Raw genomic sequence first — 21,694 nt, 5'->3', positions numbered from 1 at the left:
ATATTTTAATCAATATGGTGGCCCTTTAGGTTTATTATAAAAGAATTACTTCAATTCAAATTGTGTGTTTTGGATTAACCTTGGTCCAGAGAATAGGTTTACCACGTAATTTCCTTTCACAAGCTCTCCTTCTGAAGCATCTACCAATACGCAAACATCTAAAGCATCATTTTCATAATATACTTTATTACGCCCACTATAGGTAAGTATACCATCATCAAAATTAACAGATACTTTATCTCCGATAAGATTGTTTGCAGGATTTATTACCTGAACAAAAAGATCTTTGTCTCCTTTTTCGGTTAACTTATTTGGCGATAATGTAAAACATACTCTTACTTTTTCTGATCTACTTGCTTTTGAAGTACTCGTAATTTTACCACTATTACGAACACGAACTCCTTCAGCTTTGATATTAGCAGCAGTAAGTGCAGAACCTCTTTCTACAATTTCGGCTAACTTATCATTTTGAGTTTTAAGAGAATCAGAAATTATGATTCTTTTATTTAAAGCTACCGAGGTGCTATCTAGATCCGTTGATAGTTGTGTATTAGCCGTAGTAAGACTATCTGCCAATTTAAATAATCTATCTCGTTCTTTTTTAAGCTTACCAACTTCTCTTCTGTATCTTGAAATTAATGCAAGGTTAGCTTCGTTATCCTTTACACTATCTAATAATACCACAATACGTTCTTTGGCCTTAAGTAAATGATCATCCATAACCTCATTAAGAGCAATAGCATTGTCATACTTAGTAATTAACTCTCCTAATTCGCTTTCGATAAGATCTTTTTCTTGCTGCAAAATTGCTTTATTTTGCTTCTCTTCGTTGTAAAACTTATACGTAAATATCCCCAGAATAAGTAACAATGCTCCTAGAACACCGATAAGAATTTTAAGGGTTAAGTTATTGTTTTGAGTTGTCATAATTAATTTCTAAATTTTGATGGTTATTTCAAATAGCTAAAATATAATAATTAATGTTAATCCCCCTAATAAAATGCTAAGAGACTTAGTCTATTTATTCTTTCCTAAATATTGCGCCGCTTGTGACAATGCTTTATTTAAGAATGAAAGGATACTATGTACTTCTTGCAGACATGAGCTTCCTTTAGGTAATTTCCATAACGTAAACGCAAAAAAAATTGAAAAAGTATTTTATGGTAGGGTCAATATAGAAAATGCAACTGCCTTATTTCTGTTCCAGAAAGGTAGTCTGGTGCAAAACTTAATTCATAATTTAAAGTATAGAGGCAGAGAAGAAATAGGTAATGAATTAGGGAAGTGGTTAGGAAACGAAATAAGTCAAAATATTGATTATCAGTTAATTGATGTAGTGATTCCTGTTCCTTTACATCAAAAAAGATTACGAGAAAGAGGCTATAACCAGGTTGAACAATTTGGAATTGAAATTAGTAAAAAATTAAATGCCGATTACGTTGATTCGGTATTGAAAAAAAAATCCTACAATAACAAACAATCTAAACGAGGAAAGCTCACTCGATGGAAAAATACTGCTGAAACATTTGGTACACAAAACGAGTCTTTACTAGAAAACAAACATATTTTGATAGTGGACGACATAATTACAACAGGAGCAACTATTGAAGCTTGTGTGCGTGCATTACAAACTATACCTGGCATAAAAATAAGTGTAGCATCTATGGCAATTACAGAATAGTTCGTTTGCTTTTGAATACAATGAAATTTAAAATTTTAGATTTCGTTATTAATATGTAAGTAAATTCTGCTCAATAATTAAAAGTTACTGAAGCACTTTTAAATAGAGTTTTATTATGTTTTTTTGTTTTTTAATATAGTTGTTTCTTTGTGCCTTATAAAATTGTTCGGGAGATATGAATAAAAGATCAAATTTGTTATGGAGCACCTTGTTACTACTAATCCTAGTGGTTAGTTGTGCAAAAAAAGGTTCGATAACTGGTGGAGAAAAAGATGAAACCCCTCCGGTTTTTGTAAAAGCTTTTCCTCCTAATTTCTCTACAAATTTTAAGGCTAATGAAATTCGTATATATTTTGACGAGTATATCAAATTAAAAGAAGCTCAAAAACAAATTATTGTTTCTCCACCTATGGATCCCAAACCTACGATAACACCTTTGGGCGGAGCTAGTAAGTTTGTGAAAATCAAATTTCTGGATACTTTACTCCAAAACACTACCTACAGTATAAATTTTGGTGAGAGTATCGAAGACAACAATGAAGGTAATACACAACCTTTTTTTAGATATGTTTTTTCTACTGGGGATTTTCTTGATTCTTTACACATAAAAGGTACTATTACAGACGCCATCAAAAAAGAGGCCGAGCCTAATATCACAGTAGCTTTGTACGAAGTTGACGAAAATTATTCTGATTCTCTGATCTTTAATACCGTACCAAGATACATTACTAATACTTTGGATAGTACAGAGTTTAATTTTTATAACTTAAAAAAAGGAAAATTTAAACTTATTGCTTTAAAGGATCAAGCAGGTAATTATAAATATGAACCTAAACAAGATAAAATAGGTTTTTATGAAGAGATTGTATCACTTCCTGAGGATACTGCCAAAATCTTTAACCTAAATATCTTTAAAGAAACGCTCGCTTTTAAGGCATTACTTCCTAAACAAATTTCGAAAAATGAATTTGTATTTCCGTATGAAGGAGAGGTTGATAGCATGAAAATCAAATTACTTAGCAAAGCACCTGACACTCTAGAAACTCTAGTTATTGCAGATAAAGAGACGGACAGTTTGCATTATTGGTTTAAACCCTTTTTTAAAGCAGATTCCTTAATTTTTGAAGTATCGAATTCTAAAAAGTATCGCGATACCTTGGTAACTCGATTTAAAGATCAATACAAAGATTCTATACAAATATCATCTTCGGGAACGACACTTGCTCTTAATAAGAATTTTGTTTTTTCATCCATCACTCCATTAGATACTATTGACGAAAAACGTATTACATTAACCGATAAAGACACGATAGATGTTCCTTTTTCTATAGCATTAGATAAAACTTCAAATGAGGCTGAACTAATTTTTGAAAAAAGTGAGAACAACAGGTATAATATGACCATATTACCTGAATCTATTTTGGATTTTGTCGGGAATACTAACGACACTATTTATTTTAGATTTCTCACTAAAAAATTAGCCGATTATGGTACTATTTTCTTTACGCTAGAAAATGTCGAGACCTACCCTGTGATTGTACAGGTTACCAATGAAAAACAAGATATTATAACCGAAAAAACAGTTAGAAATCAGGAAACATTAACCTTTGATTACCTAGAGCCTTCTAAGTATTATGTTAGGGTAATTTTTGATAGTAATGACAATGGGAAATGGGATCCAGGTAATTTCTTAAAAGGCATTCAGCCAGAAAAAGTAAGTTATTTTCCAGAAATTATTGATGTACGAGCCAACTGGGAAATCAAGCAAACGTTTATTTTAGAGTAACTTAAAAGTGTCTGCATCATCGAGAAAAGGCAATTTTTTCCTAATTGTTTGTATATGAGATTTATCCAAAACAGCATATAGGATAGCTTCTTTCTCTATAGGGTTTTCATCTAGTACAGAATTTCCGAGAACATCATAAATCGCAGAATGCCCATTGTATTCATATCCTTTTCCATCGAGTCCTATTCGATTTACCCCGATGCAATAACACATATTTTCTATAGCCCTGGCTTTAAGTAATGCATCCCAGGCATTAACTCTAGGTTTTGGCCAGCTTGCAACATATAACAAAACATCATATTTATTAGTATTTCTGGCCCATACCGGAAACCTAAGGTCATAACATATTTGCGGTTTAATTTTCCATCCTTTATAAGATATAATTAATTCATTTTGTCCTGCTGTGAAAACTTCTTGTTCTTTGGCAAGTGTAAATAATTGATGTTTATCGTAATATTCGACTCCTCCGTTAGGTGTCGTAAACAAAAATCGATTAAAATACTGATCATTTTCTTTAATAATGATACTTCCGGCAATCGCACAATCTTTCTTATTAGACATCTCTAGTAACCATTGCACCGTATCCCCGTCCATCGTCTCGGCAACCTCTTTGGCATTCATTGTAAATCCAGTACTAAACATCTCAGGCAAAACAACAAGATCTACTTTATGCTCTATTTCATTAATTTTATTCGTGAAATGGGTGCGATTTTGTATTGGATTCTCCCAAGCCAGGTGAGATTGTATAAGTGCTATATCAAAGTTCTGATTCATTGTTTAAAATTAATAAAAATCCACTTTGTTATGAGAATGATTTGTTTTTTATTATTCCATAAAAAATAAAACCCCTTGCTACTGCTTAGTTGCAAGGGATTTATCTACTATACCATATATAATTCTTTTAAAAAATAGTTCAATCTCATTACAACTTCTACCTGGCAATAGCATTTTTGCAAATGATCACGATTGCATTATTGATGATTTTCTATTAAAAAATCAAACGCTTTGTTAAAAATTTATAATTGCTGTGTATTAATTTGATATCATCACTCAAAATCGTCTTTCTTTTTCCAGAAAATCCTTATTTTCGCAGACTTAATAGAAAGAACGACCAAATGAGCACGAAGTTTCCTGAATATAAAGGACTTGACTTACCTAAAGTAGCTGACGAAATACTAGATTTCTGGCAACAGAATACCATATTTGAGAAAAGTATAAGTGAGCGTGATGGAGCAGAACCATTTGTTTTTTTTGAAGGCCCTCCTTCTGCAAATGGATTGCCCGGAATTCATCACGTAATGGCCCGTGCTATAAAAGATATTTTTTGCCGCTACAAAACACAAAAAGGATATCAAGTAAATCGTAAAGCTGGATGGGATACTCATGGTCTTCCTGTTGAGCTTGGTGTAGAGAAAGAACTAGGTATTACCAAAGAAGATATTGGTAAAAAAATCACTATTGAAGAATACAATGAAGCTTGTAAAAAAGCTGTCATGCGATATACTGATATCTGGAACGATCTTACTCAAAAAATAGGATATTGGGTAGACATGAGTGATCCTTATATCACCTACAAATCCAAATATATGGAAAGTGTATGGTGGTTACTTTCACAGATTTATAAAAAAGAATTACTGTACAAGGGATATACCATTCAACCATATTCTCCAAAAGCCGGAACAGGATTAAGCTCACATGAGCTTAATCAACCAGGAACATATCAAGATGTTACCGATACCACTGTTGTGGCACAGTTTAAGGCCAAAAACGAAACATTGCCTTCAAACCTTAAAGAGGTCGAAGAAAATATTTATTTCTTAGCATGGACTACTACACCATGGACCTTACCATCAAATACAGCATTAACAGTTGGAGCCAAAATAGATTATGTTTTGGTTAAAACTTTTAACCAATATACATTCGAGCCTATCCATGTTATTTTGGCAAAGAATTTGGTCGGGAAACAGTTCTCAGGAAAATTTGTTCAAACAGAGACCAAAGAAGAGGTCAATAATTTTAATCAAGGAGATAAGAAAATTCCCTTTTTCATATTGCAAGAATTTAAAGGAGCTGATCTTATAGATATTCGATATGAGCAGTTAATGGATTTTGTTCAACCTTATCACAATCCTGAAAATGCATTTAGAGTTATCGCCGGTGATTTTGTAACTACCGAAGATGGTACAGGTATTGTACATACCGCACCAACATTTGGAGCCGATGATGCAATGGTTGCAAAACAAGCCACTCCAGAAGTACCAGCGTTATTGGTAAAAGATGATAATGACAACTTGGTACCACTAGTAGATTTACAAGGTAGATTTACAAAACATGTAGGGGAATTTGCAGGTAAATATGTCAAGAACGAATACTATGACAACGGAGAAGCTCCCGAAAAATCTGTAGATGTAGAGATTGCAATTAAGCTCAAAATAGAGAATAAAGCATTTAAAGTTGAAAAATATGTACATAGCTATCCAAATTGTTGGCGTACAGACAAGCCTGTTCTCTATTATCCTTTAGATTCTTGGTTTATAAAAGTTCCTGACTTTAAAAACCGCATGCACGAACTTAATCTTGGTATTAACTGGAAACCAAAAGCTACCGGAGAAGGAAGGTTTGGAAACTGGCTCGCTAATGCCAATGACTGGAATTTATCCCGTTCGCGTTTCTGGGGAATTCCATTACCTATCTGGAGAACAGAAGATGGTAAAGAAGAAATTATAATAGGCTCTGTTGAGGAATTAAAATCCGAAATTGACAAAGCAATAAAAGCTGGAGTTCTTGAAACAGATGTATTTGCCGACTTTATTATAGGTGATATGAGTGAAGAAAATTATGACAAGGTGGATCTTCACAAAAATGTAGTGGATAAAATTACATTAGTTTCTGCTTCTGGCAAACCCATGAAGCGTGAAAGCGACCTAATCGATGTATGGTTTGATTCTGGATCAATGCCCTATGCGCAGTGGCATTATCCTTTTGAAAACAAAGAAAAAGTAGAAGAAGGAGAGAGAAAAGCCGACTTTATCGCCGAAGGTGTTGATCAAACTCGTGGGTGGTTCTATACATTGCACGCTATTGCTACTATAATATTTGATGATGTAGCTTATAAAAATGTCGTGTCGAACGGATTGGTTTTAGATAAGAATGGCCAAAAAATGTCTAAACGATTAGGTAATGCTGTCGACCCTTTTGAAACGTTAAAAACTTATGGCCCCGATGCTACTCGTTGGTACATGATCAGCAATGCAAACCCTTGGGATAACTTAAAATTTGATTCGGAAGGAATTGCAGAGGTTCGTCGTAAATTCTTTGGAACACTATATAATACATATTCATTCTTTACGCTATACGCAAACATTGATAACTTTACGTATACCGAAGATGATATTACAATAACAGATAGACCTGAAATTGATCGATGGATTCTAAGTGAGTTACATACGTTGATTAAAAATGTAGATACTTACTATAATGAATACGAACCTACAAAAGCTGCTCGAGCAATCTCGGATTTTGTGCAGGAAAACTTAAGCAATTGGTTTGTAAGATTAAGTAGAAGAAGATTTTGGAAGGGAGATTACCAAAAAGATAAAATATCGGCATATCAGACATTATTTACATGTATGCTTACCGTATCCAAATTAGGAGCACCTATTGCCCCATTTTTTATGGATAGATTATATAAAGATTTGGTTGCTGGTACTAAAAAAGAAGCTTTTGAAAGTGTGCATTTAGCAGATTTTCCGGAGTATGAAGAATCCTTTGTTGATAAAGGATTAGAACACAAAATGCAAAAGGCGCAAACCATATCATCTTTGGTATTGTCATTACGCCAAAAAGAAAAAATCAAGGTTCGTCAGCCTTTACAACGTATCATGATTCCGGTATTAAACGAAGCCGAAAAAACGGAAATTAATGATATTGCTGACTTAATAAAAAGTGAAGTAAATGTAAAGGAAATTGAGCTTATTGATGATGCATCTGGTATTTTAGTGAAACAAATCAAGCCAAATTTCAAAACTTTAGGCCCTCGCTTCGGTAAAGATATGAAGTTGATAGCCAATAAGATACAGTCATTTGACCAAGAAACTATCAAAATTCTTGAACAAACAGGTAGTTTTGATGTAGAAATTAATGATAAAATTATTAAATTAGGAACCGATGATGTAGAGATTAGCTCTCAAGATATAGAGGGTTGGTTGGTTGCAAATTCAGGTTCTTTAACCGTTGCGCTAGATGTAACTATTAGTCCAGAGCTTAAAAAAGAAGGGATTGCAAGAGAGCTTGTAAATCGTATTCAAAACATGCGTAAGGATAATGGCTTTGAAGTGACTGATAAAATAGGAATTGTTTTTGAAGAGAATGAGACTGTTCAGGAAGCTGTATCAACTAATGAGACATACATCAAAAACGAAACCTTAACCGAGACAATTGAGTTCGCCACCAATGTAATAAATGGTACAGAAATTGCGTTTGATGACATTGCAACTCAATTGATAATAAAAAAACACTAAAGAATATGGCAGAAGATGTAAAAGTAAGGTACAGCGACTCTGACTTAGAAAAATTCAGAGAAATCATCGTTGATAAGATGGAAAAAGCACAGAAAGATTTGGAATTACTTCAAAGTGCGTATAAGAATGACGGAAACAATGGTACAGATGACACTTCACCAACATTCAAAGCTTTTGAAGAAGGTAGTGAAACAATGTCCAAAGAAGCAAATACACAACTTGCTATTCGACAAGAAAAATTTGTGCGTGATTTAAAAAACGCCTTATTACGTATAGAAAATAAGACCTATGGCATTTGTCGTGTAACTAGTAAATTAATTAATCCAGAGCGTTTAAAACTAGTACCGCATGCTACACTAAGCATCGAAGCAAAGAATATGCAGAGCTAGTACTCTAGTACGGCAGTATAAAATATTGTAAATTTAAAGTGCTTTCCAGATAGGAAAGCACTTTTTTTATTTCCAAATGTAACCTTTTTAAAAAATCAAAGTATTACTAATAGAAACTGACCAAAAAGAGTGACATCTTGAAAAACTTAACTGACGAAGAATTAATGATTTTGGTATCCAATGGAAACCTAGATATGATGAGTGTCTTATTTGAAAGATACCATACTCGGATTTTTAATTTTTTACTTAAGATGACTAGAGATAGGGATGTAAGCCAAGATATTACTCAAGAGGTTTTTTATAAGGCTATTAAATATAGAGCCTCATATAAAAAAGGGAAATTCTCATCTTGGATTTACACCATTGCAAGAAACATATTTTCCGATCATTATCAAAAACAGAAAGTAGCTGCGCAACGACTTGATGACATTGAGTATAAAACCGAAAGCGAAGATACGTATACCGCAGAAAAGAGTGAAATTAAAGAACAGTTAGATCGTGCACTTGAGCAATTAAATGAAAGTGATAGAGAACTTGTAATTATGAATCGATATCAGAAAATTAAATATCAAGAAATTGCAGAGATAACCAACTCAACAGCTGGAGCTGTAAAAACCAAAGTGCATAGGGCTATCCATAAATTAAAGGATTATTACCTACAAAACACATAATGCTATGAATTGTAAACAAATAGAAAATCAACTAATTGATTATCTCGATAAGAACTTAGATATAAGCACTTATCAAAAGATAGATTTGCATCTTAAAAGTTGCGAAAATTGCACCATAGCTTTACAAGAACTTAAGAGCGTTTTTAAAGCTATAAATGAAACTCCCGAAGAAATACCTGACAACAGTTTGAAGGTTAATTTTGAAGAAATGCTTCAAAAAGAAAAGGTAGCATTAGAATCTTCTAAAGTGGTTTCTCTGCATGGCAAAAAGAACATCTGGAAAACAGCATTACAAATTGCTGCAACGATAACTCTAATTGTTTCGGCATACTTCTATGGAAAAACTCAGCAAGATGAATCTTTTTCGCAAGAAATAGCTGTGTTAGAAAAAGAAAAAAAAGAAATGAAGCAAACAATGACCATTTCATTAATCGAAAATGAATCTGCTAGTAAACGATTACAGGCAGTAAATTATGCCGAAGAATTCGAGCAACCAGGAAATGAGATTTTAAAAGCTTTAATCAATAAAATGCATCACGATGATCATATTAATGTGCGACTTGCTGCAGCAGAAGCGCTTGCCAAATTCTCGAATTCGGAAATGGTTCGTAATGCATTAATCAATGCTCTAGAAAGAGAACAAGATCCGAGCATGCAAATTGAATTAATTCAAATATTAGTTTCTATTGAGGAAAAACGCGCAGTTCCTTCCATGGAAAAGTTACTTCAAAACGAAGAAACACCAAGTTATGTAAGAGACCAAGTAAAAATAGGTCTTCCAAATTTAATTTAACAATCAAAAAATCGAACAAATGAAAAATATAACATTAATACTACTTATCTGTATCACAAGCTGGAGCCTTAATGCACAAGATTACACACAATCTCTACAAGGGGTTAAAAAAGTGAAAATCACCTCTGCTTCTGGTGTAAAAATAAAGGCTCATGACAAAAACGAACTTAGAATTATCAGTAACGGTCACAAAGCACCCGAGAAAGCAAGAGGTTTGAAAGCTGTTTATGCTGGCGGAAGCGATAATACTGGACTAGGTATGTATGTGAAAAAAGAAGGAGAATTACTCATTCTTAAAAACCTAAAAAACATGCATAGCAAAGTATTAGAAGTTTTTCTTCCAAAAAACGTTAATATCAAAGTAGAGAGAAGTAATCTAGGGGATTTGGTGGTGACAGGTTTTTCTTCAGAGATAGAAGCAATAACCAATGTTGGAGATATGACATTTAGAGATGTTACAGGTCCTATTGTAGCAAAAACTGCTACCGGAGAAATAAATATTGTTTTTAACAAAGTAAGCCAGAGCTCTCCTATTTCGTTAGTATCTGCAACCGGAGCTATCGATGTGAGTATGCCGGCAGGAACGCCAACTAATTTAGAGTTGAAAACTACTATGGGAGATATTTTTACTGATTTCGAAATTAAATTCCCAATAGAGGACGATAACATGAAAATCGTTTCTGGTAAAAGAGCAATAAAAACCAAATTAAATAATGGAGGCGTAGAAATCAGCCTAAGATCATCAACTGGTAATATTTACCTGAGAAAAAAATAAAGAGGTCATCAATTAATCAAAAAACAACAACATGAAACATTTAGTAACCCTTGCAGTATTATGCTTTTTTTCAATGCAAATACATGCTCAAAAAACAATTGAAAAGGAAATTAGCACTTCTGCAGATCAAGTAAAAGTAGAATTTAAGTTTGCCGAAGACATTACTATCAAAACTTGGGACAAAAACGATGTCTACTTAAAGGCTGAAGTTAGTATTAATGGAGGACAATTTGATGAGTATTTCGATCTCAAGATAGATAATTCTTCTTCTGTCTTAGACATAAGATCAGATTATGGAGATTTATTTGATATGTGGAAAAAAGAACGGAAATCTAATCGTAAAAACAAATGGGATCCTTGTAATAATATGGATATCGATGCCAACTACACATTATATATCCCTAAAGATGCCCGCCTAAGAATAAAAAGTATCTCTGGTAATGTAGTATCTCAAAATTATGAGGGAGAATTGACTGTAGATATTATTAGCGGAAATATAGATATCAAAAATTATGATGGAGATTTAGATCTTAAAACTATAAGCGGAGATATCGATATTAATATTGCCAAATCAAGATTAAAAGCAGAAACTGTAACGGGGATGATATACTCGGATAAGGATCTTGAATTTGATCATGGTAAGAATCGAATTGTAGGAAGTAAAGTAACGGGTACTTTTGGAGATGTAAAAAGTGACCTACAGCTTACAACTGTAAGCGGTAGTATCTTTATAAGAAAGCAATAAAATAGCTATAACAAGCTTTTATAATATGAAGAATTTAGCTACCTTGGAAATATGAGGCGGCTAAATTCTTTTTTTATTTTTATCATATCTAGTGCCTCAATTCTAGGGCAATCTACCTTTGACAGAAGCATCGACGCATCTGGTTTAAATGAAATAATTATCATTTTGGATAATACATTTCAGGTTGAAATTACAAACACTCAAGAAAACAAAATAATATACAATGCCGTTTCAGAAGGTGAGTATCAAGATCATGTTTTGATTAAAACTGCACGAACTCAAAAGACACTTACCATCAAAGATGATTTACAACCCTTTTCTATAGATTATAACGACAAACTAAGTGCTCATAAAGTAATGGCCGTAAAAATAGTCATACAAATACCTTCTCATATTGGTGTTACTATAAAATCTAATATTGCAACATTAACAGCCAAAGGCACGTACAAAAATCTGTTTGTAGAACTTAACTCTGGGGATTGCATTATAGATCATTTTATGGGTAATGCTACAATAAATACACTGACTGGTGATATCAAGTTATCTACAAAAAATGCGATAGTAAACACAATTACAAAATCAGGAAAACTGAATGTTCAAAAAATTTATGGCGAGCACAAAATCAACTTAAGCTCTATAAGCGGTGATATAAGTGTTTGTAAAACAAAATAAAACACTATTTTTGTCCGTCGCCTTTATTACCTGAATAAACCGATAATATATTTATGTCCTTAAAAAAATCTATTTTAGTTATTGTTTTAGTATTGTTGATTGATCAAATCTCCAAATTTTATATTAAAACTCATTTTACCCTACACGAAGAAGCTAAAGTTTTTGATTGGTTTCGTATTGTATTTGTAGAAAACAAAGGAATGGCATGGGGTTTTGAACTTCCTGGTAGTTATGGTAAGCTCGTACTCACCCTATTCAGGTTAGTGGCTATTACCGGTATTGGATATTGGTTGTATGATTCTGTTCGAAAAAATAGTTCAATGATATTGACTTTTTGTATCGCTCTAATTTTTGCCGGTGCCTTTGGTAATATTATAGATTCTTTGTTATATGGAATTTTATTTGATGAAAGCACAGTAAGTAATGTTGCTAGCTTTTTACCAAAAGATGGTGGTTACGAAAGTCTCTTTTATGGGAAGGTCGTAGATATGATACAGTTTACTTTTTATGACGATATTTTACCAGAATGGATTCCTATATGGGGAGGAAAACACTTTTCTTTCTTTGATCCTGTTTTTAATATTGCAGATTCTGCTATAAGTGTTGGCGTGTTTTTGTTGATCATTTTTAACAAAAAAGCTTTTCCAAAAAACATCTAGAATTCAACCTTTATTCTAGTATTCTTTCAAAATCTCTTGGTTTTAATGGTTTAGTAATATAATCCGAGACAGCATCTATTGATTTGGCTCTATTGATGTCTCTTAAATTTATAGACGAACTTACTACATAAAGATCTATTTTATTCTTTATATCATCCTTAATCTTCGAAAATTCATCAAGAAATTCCCAACCATCCATCACAGGCATATTAAGATCTAGCAAAATAACCTGAGGTACTTGGACCTTGTCTTCACTATCCATAGAGTTATAGAAAAAATCCATAGCTTCTTTTCCGTTATTGAATACTAAAACAGACTCAGATAGTCGCTTTAATTCAATAATTTTAGTTACTAAATTTATATAAATATTATCATCGTCTATGATGCAGACACTTTCTATATTTTGGGACATTTTGGGCGGGTACTAATTATACGTATATCTAAGATAAGAAAAGTATTCTTGAATACCATGAACACTGGTTATTTCTTAAAATAATAAGCTTCTTTTGGGGTTACACAAAGATCAAGACCTATATCTTCGGGGGTTATATCTTCAATTTTATTTTCGGGCGCGAAAAAAGAAAAACCAATTTTTAATGTTTTAGGATTACATTTTCCTAGAAAAATATCATAAAATCCTTTTCCGTATCCAACTCTATTCCCTTCTTTATCAAAAGCCAGTAAGGGCACAAAAACAACTTCTATTTTATCATCTGGTATTGGGATTCCATCAACGGGTTCTGGAATACCCCATGCATTTGTTTTAAGCACAGTCGTATCGGTAAGCAAAAAATTCTCTAGTGTATTATTTTTAAAATTACTCCTAGAAATGATCACATTTTTATCCTTTCCCTGGAGGATATGCAGCATAAACTCTGTATTAATTTCTTTTTGCTTTTGTATAGGTAAGAAAATATGATAGTACGATTTTTCCCATATCGGAAGTTGAAGCATTCTATTAGCAATGTCCATACTCATAGTATCAATTTCCTGATCATTTAACTCAGATCTCAGTATTTTATATTTTGCTCTTAGCTCCTTTTTATTCATTCCCTAGTTCTCTGGTTATTCTAAATATAGCATCCCCCTTATATACAATAGGTGCTTCATTTACATTAATAACATATCCTTCATTAACCGCTTTTACTACATGTCTCATTTTACCGTAAGGATCTGTTATTGTAGCTAAGATCTCTCCTTTTTCTACATGTTTGCCAATAGGAATTTTAATATGTAATAAACCACTATACCTAGCACGCATCCATGCACTTTTCTTTATCACGATGCTCGCTGCAGGAGGCTTAGGAATTTCGAAAATATCATCTAACATTTCAAAATGATCCAAAACGCGCATTACGCCATGTACGCCCTCGACAGCAATTTCTTTACTACTGTTTTGAGACTTCCCTCCTTCAAACAACAAAATATCTTTTCCTTTTTTTGCACAAGTAGCCCGATAAGAACCTTCTAAGTTTTTAGAATGTAAAATAAATGATGTATTAAATATTTTTGCTAGTTTTATTAGTTTTTCATTTTTAGGATCTACTCTAATATGCGGAGCATTAAACCTACTAGCTCCTCCAGTATGAAAATCCAAACAAAGATCTACTGCTGGTAAAATTTCATTAATAAACTGATATGCAAATCTACTGGCTAAAGAGCCGTTTTTTGTTCCAGGAAAAACTCGATTAAGATCTCTACCATCTGGAAAAAATCGATTCATATTTAAAAACCCAAATACATTAAGTACAGGGATACAAATAATACTTCCTTTTACCGGCTTATTAATTTTTTTTGCAATAATCTGCCGTACTACTTCTACTCCGTTAATTTCATCTCCATGAATCCCACCAGTAATTAATACTGTTGGCCCAGGAATTTTAGACCTTTCGATAATTATAGGTATTTCAACCTTGGTAGAGGTATATAGTTTTGCGATATTAAAGTTTATGGTAGTACTCGTACCAGGAAACACTTCATTACCTAAAATTTTAAGTATATTTTCAGTTCTTTTTTTTGTCATAGTTTTTACAAACTTCTTTCAATATAACGAATAATTGATTTGGCAATATCTCTTCCGGTTGCATTCTCGATACCTTCTATACCAGGAGAAGAGTTTACTTCAAGAATGAGAGGCCCTCGATTACTTTGCAATAAATCTACTCCTGCAACTCCCATTTTTAGTGCTTTTGCAGCCAAAATAGCTGCTTGCTCTTCATGTCTGGTTAAATTAATCACACTTGCAGTACCCCCTCGATGTAGATTAGATCTAAACTCTCCTTCTTTTGCCTGTCTTTTCATCGCACCTACTACTTCTCCATCTACTACAAAAGCCCTTATATCTGCTCCTTTAGCTTCGCGAACAAATTCTTGCACAATCACTCTTGCTTGCAAACCATTAAAAGCATCCAATACAGATTCTGCGGCCGTCTTAGTTTCGGCAAGTACAACACCTAAACCTTGAGTCCCTTCTAATAATTTAATAATTAAAGGAGCACCCCCTACATGAGATATCACTTCAGAAACATCTTTAGAATAATTAGTAAATACTGTTTTTGGTAGCCCCAAACCAGCTTTAGACAAAATTTGTAAACTTCTTAGTTTATCTCTAGACTGTACCAAAGCTTGAGATTTTAAGGTGGTAAACACATTCATCATTTCGAATTGTCTCACCACAGCCGTTCCGTAATAGGTTATAGATGAACCAATTCTAGGAATCACAGCATCTACATGATCTAATTTCTTACCTCGATAATAAATCTCAGGTTTTTGTCTTTCGATTACAATATCACAACTTAAAGGATCAATTACCTGTACATTGTGTTTACGTTTTACAGCAGCTTGTACAAGCGCATTGGTAGAGTATAAATTCGCACTACGCGACAAGATTTTAATATTCATTACAGTTTTTGGTTATAGGACTGATTTTCTAATTGAGGATCAACTAAAAATTTTCCACTCAAAAATCTACGCCCAATAAGAAGTGGAAAACGCATATCATCACGAGAAGATAAGTTTAAGGTAATAGGATATGTTTTTTCGAATACAGTAATTTGAGTTCTAATGGCATATCTCATTTCTACGTTTCCGGTACTACTTTTCACTGCAGAAATATCATAATTCTTGAACGTAAATCTTTTTCCATTATACTCGGGATGTGTTGCATCAAGAAGACTACATTGCAATGTTTGATCAATTTCGCGAATATCAATACAATGTATTGAAGAAGTATACGCACCTGTATCGACTTTGGCATCGATATCTTTTAACTCAAGAAGTGGAAAATCCACTTTATCAGTTCTGCCAATTATTTTCTTTTCTTTTTCCAAAAAAACAGAATTGGTATTGGAACTACTAAAGTAAGAAAAATCAAATTGGATTATAAAGTATAACCCAATTTTAATAACGGTCTGCGTATTTTGATTACAATTTAACAAAATTTAAACCCTATTTAAGTATGCATCAATACAGGTAATCTATTAACTTTACCTTTGGAATATGCAAGAAGCCTCTTTAGACATACAGATTAAAACTTTACCCACTTCGCCTGGTGTTTATCAATACTATGATAAAGATGATAAATTGCTCTATGTAGGCAAAGCCAAAAATCTCAAGAAAAGAGTAGCATCCTATTTTACTAAAAATCACGATAATTACAAGACCAAAGTATTAGTAAAAAAAATTCATTCTTTAAAGCATATTGTTGTAGAGACCGAAACAGATGCCCTTTTACTGGAAAATAACCTCATCAAAAAATATCAGCCTCGATTTAATGTAATGCTTAAGGATGATAAAACTTATCCTTGGATTTGCATCAAAAAAGAACGTTTTCCCAGAATTTTTCAGACTCGCAATTTGATCAAAGATGGTTCTGAGTATTTTGGACCCTATACTTCAATGAAAACAGTACACACACTGTTAGAACTTATCAAAGGGCTTTATCAATTAAGAACTTGTAATTATGACCTATCTCAAGAAAAAATAGATAATGGCAAATATAAAGTTTGCTTAGAGTATCATTTAGGGAATTGTAAAGGCCCATGTGAGGGGTTACAAGAAGAAAAAGAGTATAACGACAATCTAAATGCAATCCGACAAATAGTAAAAGGAAACTTTAAAGATTCATTGCATCGATTTAAACAGCAAATGAGTGAGCATGCCGAGAAAATGGAATTTGAGGATGCACAAAGAATCAAAGAAAAAATCGAAATTTTAGAGAACTATCAAGCACGATCTACTGTAGTAAACCCAAAAATTAGTAATGTAGATGTATTTTCTATTATTTCTGACGAGTCTTATGGTTACGTCAATTTTCTACAACTATCATACGGAGCGATTATTAGATCGCATACTTCTGAAATTAAGAAAAAACTGGAGGAGTCCGACAAAGAACTTTTGGAGCTAGCAATTATTGAAATAAGGCAACGTTTTAAATCTACTTCTAAAGAAATTTTTGTTCCATTTAATGTAGAAGTTGGAGAAGAAATCAAAATTACCGTTCCGCAATTAGGGGATAAAAAGAAAATTGTAGATCTATCCTTAAGAAATGCCAAATACTATAGACAAGATCGATTCAAACAAATTAAAATTATTGATCCCGACCGCCATGTAAAAAGAATAATGGCTCAAATGAAAAAAGATCTTAGGCTGCCTGAAGAACCTCGACATATCGAATGTTTTGATAACTCGAATATCCAAGGTACGCACCCAGTTGCAGCTTGCGTAGTTTTTAAAAATGGGAAACCTAGTAAGAAAGAATACAGAAAATTTAATATCAAAACTGTCGAGGGAGCTAATGATTTTGCTTCAATGGAAGAAGTAGTCTATAGACGGTATAAGCGTTTATTAGAAGAAGAAGAACCCTTACCACAACTCGTAATTGTTGATGGAGGAAAGGGGCAATTATCTTCTGGATTAAAGGCGTTGGAAACATTAGGGTTAAGAGGTAAAATAACTATTATAGGTATTGCTAAACGATTAGAAGAAATTTATTATCCTGGAGATTCTATCCCGCTATACTTAGACAAAAAAACAGAAAGCTTAAAAATTATTCAGCATTTACGTAACGAAGCCCATCGATTTGGTATTACTTTTCATAGACAAAAACGTAGTAAATCTGCTCTGGACACCGAGCTAGATACAATTCCTGGTATTGGTGAAAAAACAGTTGTAGAACTGTTAAAGAACTTTAGATCTGTAAAAAGAATAAAAGAAGCATCTAAAGAAGAATTAGCCCAAGTGGTTGGCGATGCTCGCGCAACCAAAGTGTTTAATTATTATCTTTCTAAAAAAGAAGAATGATGACCACAAACTTTGTTTTAAAAATTTTTCTGAAAATTATGCTGCTTCTAGTAGTGTTTTTACCCAGAATAATTTGGTCTCAAGAAAAAGAAAACACAGATATTTATGATAAAGTCGATATTGATGATCTAAAAGTAGGTTTAGTGCTAAGTGGTGGTGGTGCTAAAGGTCTGGCACATATTGGCGCATTAAAAGTAATTGAAGATGCTGGAGTTAGAATTGATTATATAGGCGGCACAAGTATGGGAGCCATCGTTGGAGCCTTATATGCATCGGGATATAGGGCTAAAGAATTAGATTCAATTTTTAGATCAGTTGATTTTGATGCTTTTATACAAGATCAGTTACCCAGAGATGCTAAGACATTTTATGAAAGAGAAGACTCCGAAAAATACGCTGTAACCTTACCTTTTGACAATTTCAAAATAGGCCTACCCGAAGGACTCTCTAAAGGTCAAAATTTTTACAATCAATTTTCTAGATTTACAGCGCATGTTAATGACATTAATGATTTTGATAAGCTACCCATACCTTTTTTCTGCATGTCTACCAACATCGAAACTGGAGATCAAGTCTTATTCGACAAAGGTTATTTACCAGAAGCTGTAGCCGCTAGTGGTGCATTACCTTCTATTTTTAGTCCGGTAGATGTAAATGGTGTTCTTATGACAGATGGTGGTGTATCCAACAATTATCCCGTTAGAGAAATTAAAGAAAAAGGTGCCGAAATTGTAATCGGTATTGATGTACAAGATACTTTACTCGCAAGAGATCAACTAAACTCGGTTACTAATATCTTACTTCAAATCAGTAATTTTAAAACCATTAAAGCTATGGAGGAGAAGGTTTCTGATACCGAAATATACATAAAGCCCTCTATAATGGACTTTTCTGTAATGTCTTTTGATCAAGCCAATGAAATTATAGCAAGCGGTGAAAAAGCAGCATTCTCGAATTACGAAAAATTAAAAGAAATAGCTCGGTTACAAAAACCCTCTAAACCAAGAGAAAAAGTGCCGAAAAATGCCGAGACTGTTTTAATAAACAGTGTTGTTATTACTGGAAATGAAAGATATACAAGAGCCTATGTAAAAGGGAAGTTAAAACTAAAAACCCCAAGAGTTACTACATACGAAAAGCTAAACGAGGGTATTAATAACTTATCGGCTACAGGAAATTTTGATCGTGTCAATCATGAACTCATAGATACCGAAGAAGGCAAACAACTTTTGGTTAGGGTTAAAGAAAGTGAAAACAAAATGCTCCTTCGGTTTGCACTACATTATGATGATTTATATCAAACTGCTGCTCTGGTAAATGTAACCAGAAAAAGTCTATTAGTAAATAATGATGTTCTCTCATTTGATGTGGCTTTGGGAGATAATATTAGATATAATCTCGATTATTATATCGATAAAGGGTTTTATTGGAGTACAGGTGTAAAATACAGATATACCAATTTTAAAAAAGCATTTGATTTTGGTTTCATTGGGCAGTTTGGTGAAATCCCAAATCTTGGAATTAACACCATTGATATCGATTATACCGATTTTAATGTTCAGGTATATGCTGAAACACTACTAAAACAAACCTTCTCTGTAGGACTTGGAGGAGAGTATAAAAGGCTTAGAATCATTTCAGAAACCTTTGGCGAAGATGAAAATCAAATTCCAAGAACAGTATTTGACGACAGTGATTACTGGAGCGCCTTTGGATATTTTAAATTAGACACCTACGACAATAAGTACTTCCCATCTAGAGGATTCTTGTTCGAAGGAGATGTTCATACCTATATATTCTCATCCGATTTTACGAATAGTTTTGATGAATTTTCTATCGCCAAAGCACAGTTAGGATACGCAAGACCGTTATTTCATAATGCATCTATGAATATAGCTTTTGAGGCAGGAACTAAAATCGGAAATAACCCTATAAACTCTCTGGATTTCTTATTGGGAGGTTTTGGAGCAAAAACCATCAACAATTTCATACCTTTTTATGGATACGACTTTTTAGGAATTACTGGGCGAAGTTTCATGAAAGGGTTGATCTCTGTTGACTATGAACTATTCAAAAAAAATCATGTAAATCTATCTGCAAATTTTGCTAATGTTGGCAATAAATTATTTAGTACAGGAAGATGGTTCGAAAATCCCGAGTTTACTGGTTATGCTCTGGGATATGGCATTGACACGTTTGCTGGACCTGTACAGGTAAAATATTCCTATTCACCAGAATTAGGTGAAGGTAATTGGTTCTTTAGCGTTGGTTTTTGGTTTTAGTAAAAACTACACCTAAAAGAACAGAAATATTTACGATATTTGTATTATTATGAACTTGTTCTGGCAGGATTTATTACTACTATTACACTACCTTATTAAACGCAACCCCGAATAAGGCAGGCATTCTATATATTATTTTTTTAAAAGAAGTAGTTAATACCTAAAATTTAAATAATCATGCCTTTTTATCATTCCTTAGGAGAAATACCACCTAAACGCCATACCATCTTTAAAAAACCTGATGGCAATTTGTATTATGAACAATTATTTGGCACTATCGGTTTTGACGGAATGTCAACCAATCTCTACCACCATCATAGACCAACTCAAGTAAAAGAAATTAAAGGAAGTTACAGTGTAGCTCCAAAAATTGCCATAGGAAATAATATTAAATCCTATAGATTTCATGGTTTCAAAATCAATCCTGAAAAAGACTATTTACAAAGCAGAAAAAATGTATTAACCAATAGTGATGTAAGTATCATTTTATCTGCACCACAAGAATCTACTTCAGATTATTTTTATAAAAATACAGATGCAGATGAGTTAATTTTTGTGCATCGCGGAAGTGGAAAATTCAGAAGTCATTTAGGCAATCTTGATTTTAAATACGGAGATTACATATTAATTCCCCGAGGCACCATTTATAAACTCGATTTTGACACAACAGATAACCGCCTCTTTATTGTAGAATCAAGAAGACCCATATATACCCCAAAAAGATATCGCAACTGGTTTGGGCAATTATTAGAACACTCACCTTTTTGTGAAAGAGATATTAGAACTCCTTATGAATTAGAAACCAATGATGAAAAAGGAGATTTCTTGATCAAAGTCAAAAAACAAGATGAGATCTTTGATATGGTGTATGCCACACATCCTTTTGATGTAGTAGGATATGATGGGTATAATTTTCCGTACGCGTTTTCGATTCATGATTTTGAACCAATTACCGGAAGAGTTCATCAACCACCACCAGTACATCAAACTTTTGAAACCGATGCTTTTGTGGTATGCTCATTTGTACCTAGATTGTATGATTATCACCCAGATTCTATTCCTGCACCTTACAATCACAGTAATATAGATAGTGATGAAGTTTTATATTACGTAGATGGTGATTTTATGAGTAGAAACGATATTGATGCTGGACATATTTCTTTACATCCCGCAGGAATACCTCATGGACCTCACCCCGGTGCAGTAGAAAGAAGTATCGGACAAACAAAAACCGATGAACTTGCAGTAATGGTAGATACATTTAAACCATTAATGGTTACTGAAGAGGCAATGACAATAGCAGATGATGATTATCATAAATCATGGTTAGAGTAAGAAGATATGTTAAATAATAGAATTGATATTACAGCACATTTGAGAGCCATGTGGTAATTTAAATTTAAAAAATTACACTCATGAT

At 33.2% G+C, this 21,694-nt stretch carries 20 protein-coding genes; 13 read left to right on the top strand and 7 right to left on the bottom strand.

Annotated features, from left to right (window positions below; genetic code table 11):
- Window positions 1-45: 45 nt before the first annotated feature.
- A complete protein-coding gene (locus tag DK508_RS18245; RefSeq protein ID WP_109302217.1) occupies window positions 46-927 on the bottom strand; it encodes a hypothetical protein in 882 nt (293 codons plus the stop codon).
- A 73-nt stretch (window positions 928-1,000) separates the two neighbouring features.
- Between DK508_RS18245 and DK508_RS18240 the strand changes: the two genes are divergently transcribed.
- Entirely contained in the window at window positions 1,001-1,681 is a 681-nt protein-coding gene (locus DK508_RS18240) for a ComF family protein (RefSeq protein ID WP_109302216.1), read from the top strand.
- A 175-nt stretch (window positions 1,682-1,856) separates the two neighbouring features.
- Complete coding sequence (locus DK508_RS18235) at window positions 1,857-3,467, top strand: Ig-like domain-containing protein (RefSeq protein ID WP_109302215.1); 1,611 nt, start codon at window positions 1,857-1,859, stop codon at window positions 3,465-3,467.
- Here the strand turns inward: DK508_RS18235 and DK508_RS18230 are convergent.
- A complete protein-coding gene (locus DK508_RS18230) occupies window positions 3,459-4,241 on the bottom strand; it encodes an amidohydrolase (RefSeq protein WP_109302214.1) in 783 nt (260 codons plus the stop codon). The genes DK508_RS18235 and DK508_RS18230 overlap by 9 nt on opposite strands.
- Before the next feature lie 341 nt (window positions 4,242-4,582).
- On the opposite strand from DK508_RS18230, the gene ileS reads away from it, so the two are divergent.
- The 8 genes from ileS to DK508_RS18190 all read left to right on the top strand — a co-directional run bounded on the left by ileS (window position 4,583) and on the right by DK508_RS18190 (window position 12,691).
- Entirely contained in the window at window positions 4,583-7,987 is a 3,405-nt protein-coding gene (gene ileS, locus DK508_RS18225) for an isoleucine--tRNA ligase (protein ID WP_109302213.1), read from the top strand.
- A 5-nt stretch (window positions 7,988-7,992) separates the two neighbouring features.
- A complete protein-coding gene (locus DK508_RS18220) occupies window positions 7,993-8,376 on the top strand; it encodes a molecular chaperone DnaK (protein ID WP_109302212.1) in 384 nt (127 codons plus the stop codon).
- A 137-nt stretch (window positions 8,377-8,513) separates the two neighbouring features.
- Complete coding sequence (locus tag DK508_RS18215; protein WP_160114790.1) at window positions 8,514-9,047, top strand: RNA polymerase sigma factor; 534 nt, start codon at window positions 8,514-8,516, stop codon at window positions 9,045-9,047.
- 4 nt (window positions 9,048-9,051) lie between these two features.
- The gene (locus DK508_RS18210; RefSeq protein ID WP_109302210.1) at window positions 9,052-9,840 is read left to right on the top strand and encodes a zf-HC2 domain-containing protein; all 789 of its coding nucleotides are present in this window, start codon (window positions 9,052-9,054) and stop codon (window positions 9,838-9,840) included.
- 19 nt (window positions 9,841-9,859) lie between these two features.
- On the top strand, window positions 9,860-10,615 hold the full coding sequence (locus tag DK508_RS18205; RefSeq protein WP_109302209.1) for a DUF4097 family beta strand repeat-containing protein: 756 nt from the start codon (window positions 9,860-9,862) through the stop codon (window positions 10,613-10,615).
- Window positions 10,616-10,646: 31 nt separating this feature from the next.
- Window positions 10,647-11,360: a hypothetical protein gene (locus DK508_RS18200; RefSeq protein WP_160114789.1), complete on the top strand. Its 714-nt coding sequence runs from the start codon at window positions 10,647-10,649 to the stop codon at window positions 11,358-11,360.
- A 51-nt stretch (window positions 11,361-11,411) separates the two neighbouring features.
- Window positions 11,412-12,032 (top strand): hypothetical protein, encoded by a 621-nt coding sequence (locus tag DK508_RS18195; protein WP_109302207.1) that lies wholly within the window; start codon window positions 11,412-11,414, stop codon window positions 12,030-12,032.
- Window positions 12,033-12,085: 53 nt separating this feature from the next.
- Window positions 12,086-12,691: a lipoprotein signal peptidase gene (locus tag DK508_RS18190; protein WP_109302206.1), complete on the top strand. Its 606-nt coding sequence runs from the start codon at window positions 12,086-12,088 to the stop codon at window positions 12,689-12,691.
- A 10-nt stretch (window positions 12,692-12,701) separates the two neighbouring features.
- Here the strand turns inward: DK508_RS18190 and DK508_RS18185 are convergent, their stop codons facing one another.
- The 5 genes from DK508_RS18185 to DK508_RS18165 all read right to left on the bottom strand — a co-directional run bounded on the left by DK508_RS18185 (window position 12,702) and on the right by DK508_RS18165 (window position 16,020).
- Window positions 12,702-13,103 (bottom strand): response regulator, encoded by a 402-nt coding sequence (locus DK508_RS18185; RefSeq protein WP_109302205.1) that lies wholly within the window; start codon window positions 13,101-13,103, stop codon window positions 12,702-12,704.
- Window positions 13,104-13,171: 68 nt separating this feature from the next.
- The gene (locus DK508_RS18180) at window positions 13,172-13,741 is read right to left on the bottom strand and encodes a 5-formyltetrahydrofolate cyclo-ligase (protein ID WP_109302204.1); all 570 of its coding nucleotides are present in this window, start codon (window positions 13,739-13,741) and stop codon (window positions 13,172-13,174) included.
- A complete protein-coding gene (locus DK508_RS18175; RefSeq protein ID WP_109302203.1) occupies window positions 13,734-14,714 on the bottom strand; it encodes a succinylglutamate desuccinylase/aspartoacylase family protein in 981 nt (326 codons plus the stop codon). The genes DK508_RS18180 and DK508_RS18175 overlap by 8 nt, the downstream gene beginning before the upstream one ends.
- Window positions 14,715-14,719: 5 nt before the next feature.
- Complete coding sequence (gene rimK, locus DK508_RS18170; RefSeq protein ID WP_109302202.1) at window positions 14,720-15,592, bottom strand: 30S ribosomal protein S6--L-glutamate ligase; 873 nt, start codon at window positions 15,590-15,592, stop codon at window positions 14,720-14,722.
- Window positions 15,592-16,020, bottom strand: a complete 429-nt coding sequence (locus tag DK508_RS18165; RefSeq protein ID WP_109302757.1) for a RimK/LysX family protein — start codon at window positions 16,018-16,020, stop codon at window positions 15,592-15,594. The genes rimK and DK508_RS18165 overlap by 1 nt, the downstream gene beginning before the upstream one ends.
- 169 nt (window positions 16,021-16,189) lie before the next feature.
- On the opposite strand from DK508_RS18165, the gene uvrC reads away from it, so the two are divergent.
- The 3 genes from uvrC to DK508_RS18150 all read left to right on the top strand — a co-directional run bounded on the left by uvrC (window position 16,190) and on the right by DK508_RS18150 (window position 21,609).
- Window positions 16,190-17,992, top strand: coding sequence for an excinuclease ABC subunit UvrC (gene uvrC, locus DK508_RS18160; protein WP_109302201.1), 1,803 nt, complete (start codon window positions 16,190-16,192; stop codon window positions 17,990-17,992).
- A gap of 38 nt (window positions 17,993-18,030) precedes the next feature.
- A complete protein-coding gene (locus DK508_RS18155; protein WP_235016434.1) occupies window positions 18,031-20,274 on the top strand; it encodes a patatin-like phospholipase family protein in 2,244 nt (747 codons plus the stop codon).
- Between the two features lie 177 nt (window positions 20,275-20,451).
- Entirely contained in the window at window positions 20,452-21,609 is a 1,158-nt protein-coding gene (locus tag DK508_RS18150) for a homogentisate 1,2-dioxygenase (RefSeq protein ID WP_109302199.1), read from the top strand.
- The last annotated feature ends 85 nt before the right edge of the window (window positions 21,610-21,694 follow it).

The sequence above is a fragment of the Aquimarina sp. AU474 genome, assembly GCF_900312815.1.
Classification (GTDB): domain Bacteria; phylum Bacteroidota; class Bacteroidia; order Flavobacteriales; family Flavobacteriaceae; genus Aquimarina.
Note: the sequence above shows the minus strand (reverse complement) of the source record. Positions and strands in the feature narration are given on the sequence as shown.